General features: G+C 75.9%; 4 protein-coding genes. All 4 read right to left on the bottom strand.

The genetic code is table 11. The annotated features are described in order from the left end of the window. Nucleotides 1–886, bottom strand: an 886-nt coding sequence (eboE, locus tag B0E53_RS34390; protein WP_107079708.1) for a metabolite traffic protein EboE, incomplete at its 3' end; no start/stop codon positions are given. After that, a complete protein-coding gene (locus tag B0E53_RS34385; RefSeq protein WP_107079707.1) occupies nt 886–1,737 on the bottom strand; it encodes a TatD family hydrolase in 852 nt (283 codons plus the stop codon). The genes B0E53_RS34385 and eboE, both read right to left, overlap by 1 nt. Beyond that, a complete protein-coding gene (locus tag B0E53_RS34380) occupies nt 1,737–2,357 on the bottom strand; it encodes an EboA domain-containing protein (RefSeq protein ID WP_107079706.1) in 621 nt (206 codons plus the stop codon). Before B0E53_RS34380 ends, B0E53_RS34385 begins: the two co-directional genes overlap by 1 nt. Before the next feature lie 32 nt (nt 2,358–2,389). Continuing rightward, nucleotides 2,390–3,376, bottom strand: coding sequence for a sugar phosphate isomerase/epimerase family protein (locus B0E53_RS34375; protein WP_246835744.1), 987 nt, complete (start codon nt 3,374–3,376; stop codon nt 2,390–2,392). Nucleotides 3,377–3,537: the final 161 nt, after the last annotated feature.

The raw sequence follows: 3,537 nt of genomic DNA, 5'->3' as shown, positions 1-3,537 counted from the left end.
ACGCGTCCTCCACCTCGCCGGCTCCGATCCGGTAGCCACCGCTCTTGATCAGGTCGGTGGCGGCCGCGGCGCGGGTCTGGTGCAGGAATCGCGGCTCGACCCAGCGGCGCAGCGCCTCGGCCGAGCCGGCCGGGTCGGGCGCCTCGACGGCGGCGGAGACCTGCACCTTGACCACCGGCAGCCCGGCGTCGCGCAGCCGCGCGAGGGCCTCGACCGGCTCCTCCCAGGCGCAGGCGAGGTGCGCCAGGTCCAGGCAGATCCCGAGCCGGTCGGTATCCATAGCTGACAATACCTCGCGTGCTTGTCCCGTGGACTCCACCAGACAGCCCGGTTCCGGTTCGAAGCCGACCCGGACGCCGCGGCCGGTCTCCCGCTCCACCGCGGCCAGCCCGGCCGCGAGGGCGTCGAGGCGGCGGCGGGCGGCCTCGGCCCGGGCGGTGTCCCACGGCGTGCGCCAGGCCAGCGGCAGGGTGGAGATCGAGCCGCGGGCCGCGTCGTCGGGGAGCAGGTCGGCCAGCACCCGGGCCAGGTCCAGGGTGTACGCCAGCCGGTCCGGCGTGGTCCAGTCCGGGTGGTAGACGGCACCCTTGACCACCGGTGCCTGGAAGGCCGCGTACGGGAAGCCGTTGAGGGTGACCACCTCCAGCCCGCGTACGGCCAGCTCGTGCCGGAGCCGGCGGCGGGCCGCCGGGTCGGCGGCGAGCGCGGCGGCCACCGGGGCGGCCAGCCAGAGCCCCAGCCCCAGCCGGTCCGTGTCGAGCGCCCGCCGGACGGCGACGCCGTACGTGTCGAGCTGGGCGAGGATCCCGGGCAGGTCCTCGGCGGGGTGGACGTTCGTGCAGTAGCCGAGGTGGACGGTCGTCCCGTCGGCGTGCCGCAGTCGCATCACTCGCCTCCGCGCAGGATCGAGTTGCCGGCGAAGGTGGCGGCGGAGTCGTCCAGGCCGGTGAGGTCCAGCCGGCCGGACTGGCCGTAGAACTCCACCGGGTTGCGCCAGAGCACCCGGTCCACGTCGTCCTCGGTGAACCCGGCGAGCAGCATGGCGTCCCCGGTGGCCCGGGTGAGCAGCGGGTCGGAGCGCCCCCAGTCGGCGGCCGAGTTGACCAGCATCCGCTCGGTCCCGTACGTCCGCAGCAGCTCGACCATCCGCGGCGGCGACATCTTCGTCTCCGGATAGATCGAGAAGCCGAGCCAGCAGCCGGTGTCCCGGACCAGCTTCACGGTGACCTCGTTGAGGTGGTCGACCAGCACCCGCCCGGGGTCGATGCCGGACTCGGCGACCACGGCGAGGGTGCGCTCGACGCCGCGCGCCTTGTCCCGGTGCGGGGTGTGCACGAGGGCGGGCAGGTCGTGCGCCACGGCCAGGGCGAGCTGGCCGGCGAAGGCGGCGTCCTCGGCCGGGGTCATCGAGTCGTAGCCGATCTCGCCGACCGCCACCACGCCGTCCTTGTCGAGGTAGCGCGGGAGCAGGTCGAGCACCGGGCGGCAGCGCGGGTCGTTGGCCTCCTTCGGGTTGAGCGCCACGGTGGCGTGGTGCCGGACGCCGAACTGGCCGGCCCGGAACGGCTCCCAGCCGATCAGCGAGTCGAAGTAGTCGACGAACGTGTCCACGCTGGTGCGCGGCTGGCCCAGCCAGAACGCCGGCTCCACCACGGCGCGCACCCCGGCGGCGGCCATCCGCTCGTAGTCGTCGGTGGTCCGGGACGTCATGTGGATGTGCGGGTCGAAGATGCGCATCACGCCTCCCTGGCGGTGGTCTGGTGCGAGCCGGCGCCGAGCCGGTCGAGCAGGTCGGTGGCGTCGGCGGGCATGGCGCGGCCGGCCGCGTTCCGCTCCGCGGCGAGTGCGGCCAGCATCGCGGCCAGCTCGCCGTCCGCCCGCCCGTCCAGGCCGTCGACGACGGCCAGCGGCACGCCGGTGAAGACGCACTTGAGGACCGCCTGCCGCCAGGCGGGTTGCTCCAGGTGCCGGGCGTACGGGCCGAGCGCTGCGGCCACCAGGCGGGTGTCATTGGTGCGGATCGCGTCGTGCAGCAGTGGCACGCACTCCGCCCCGATCGGCAGCAGCGGCAGGGCGCGCAGCACGGCGCGTTTCTCGGCGGCGTCGCCGTGCCGGTAGAGCGCCTCGGCCGCCGCGGCGTGCCCGGCGGGGAGCGCGGTGAGCAGCAGCGCCCGGGCGGCCTCGTCGACGGTCCAGCCGGGCGGGTCGGGCAGCGGTCCCCGGCCGCACCGCCGGGCGGCGATGGCGAACAGCCGCGGGATCGCCGCGGGATCGGCCGCGACGCGGCGCAGGGCCGCGTCCAGCCACTGCGGATCGGGTACGCCCCGCAGCGCGGCGCGCAGTCGGTCGGGTGTCATGCCGTCTCCCCTCTGAGCCGGGTGGCAGGTGCTCAACCACCGCCTTTGCTCTGCAGCCCCCCACGCAGCACCGGCGATCCGGGGGTGCTGCCTCCGCGGCTGCAGAGCAAAGGGGCCGAGTCGGTGGTCCGGTGCTGGTCGGCCGGGGCTGTCACGCCGGCCGGGCCCGCCGCCGTCCGGGCGGCGGTGCGCAGGAAGTCGAGCGAGCGGGCCGCGACGGCCGGGGCGGCGTGGGAGTGCCGGGGCAGTTCCACGGCCACCAGGCCGCGGTAGCCGGCGGCGGCGAGGGCGCGCAGCACCGGCGGGAAGTCGATCTCGCCCGCGTCGAACTCCAGGTGCTCGTGCACGCCCCGGCGCATGTCGTCGATCTGCACGTTGACCAGGTGCTCGGCGACCGCCGAAACGCAGTCGGGCACCGGCTGCGGCTCCAGGCAGCGGCAGTGTCCGATGTCGAGGGTGATGCCGAAACCGGGCGGCGCACCGAGCGCCTCCCGCAGCCGCCGCCAGCCGGCGATGTCCTCGACCAGCATGCCCGGCTCGGGTTCGAAGCCGAGCGGCACGCCGGCCGCCTCGGCCTCGGCGCAGACGGCGGCGCAGCCGGCCACCAGGCGCTGCCAGGCGATTGTCGCCGGCACCTCGGGCGGGCGTACGCCGGCCCAGAACGAGACCGCCTCGGCGCCCAGGTCCGCGCCGATCCGGACGGCCCGGCGGAGGAACTCGATCCGCAGGGCGGGGTCGTCGTGCAGCAGCGTGGGCGCGTGCTTGTGCCAGGGGTCGAGCAGGTAGCGGGCCCCGGTCTCGACCACCACGGCCAGGCCGAGCGCGTCCAGCCGGCGGCGCACGGCGGCCACCCGCCGGGCCAACCCCGCGGTGAACGGGTCCAGGTGGTCGTGGTCCAGGGTGAGCGCCACCCCCTGGTAGCCGAGGTCGGCGATGACGGCGAGCGCGTCGTCCAGCCGGTGGTTGGCGAAGCCGTTGGTGCCGTACCCGAAGCGGAGGCCCGTCGCGCCGGCGGTCATGTCGGTGAGATCAGTCGGGCCAGCCGATGGCCGAGCGGGGCGGCCGCGGCGACGGCGAGGCCGAGCAGCCGGGCGCCGGCCCGGGCGGTCAGCGCGCCCTGCAACGCGGGCAGTCCGGTGATGCCGGCCCCGACGGCGGCACGCACCCGGGCCGGCGACGG

The sequence above is a fragment of the Micromonospora sp. MH33 genome (assembly GCF_003013775.1).
GTDB lineage: Bacteria > Actinomycetota > Actinomycetes > Mycobacteriales > Micromonosporaceae > Micromonospora > Micromonospora fulviviridis.
This window is presented reverse-complemented; position numbering and strand designations above follow the sequence as displayed.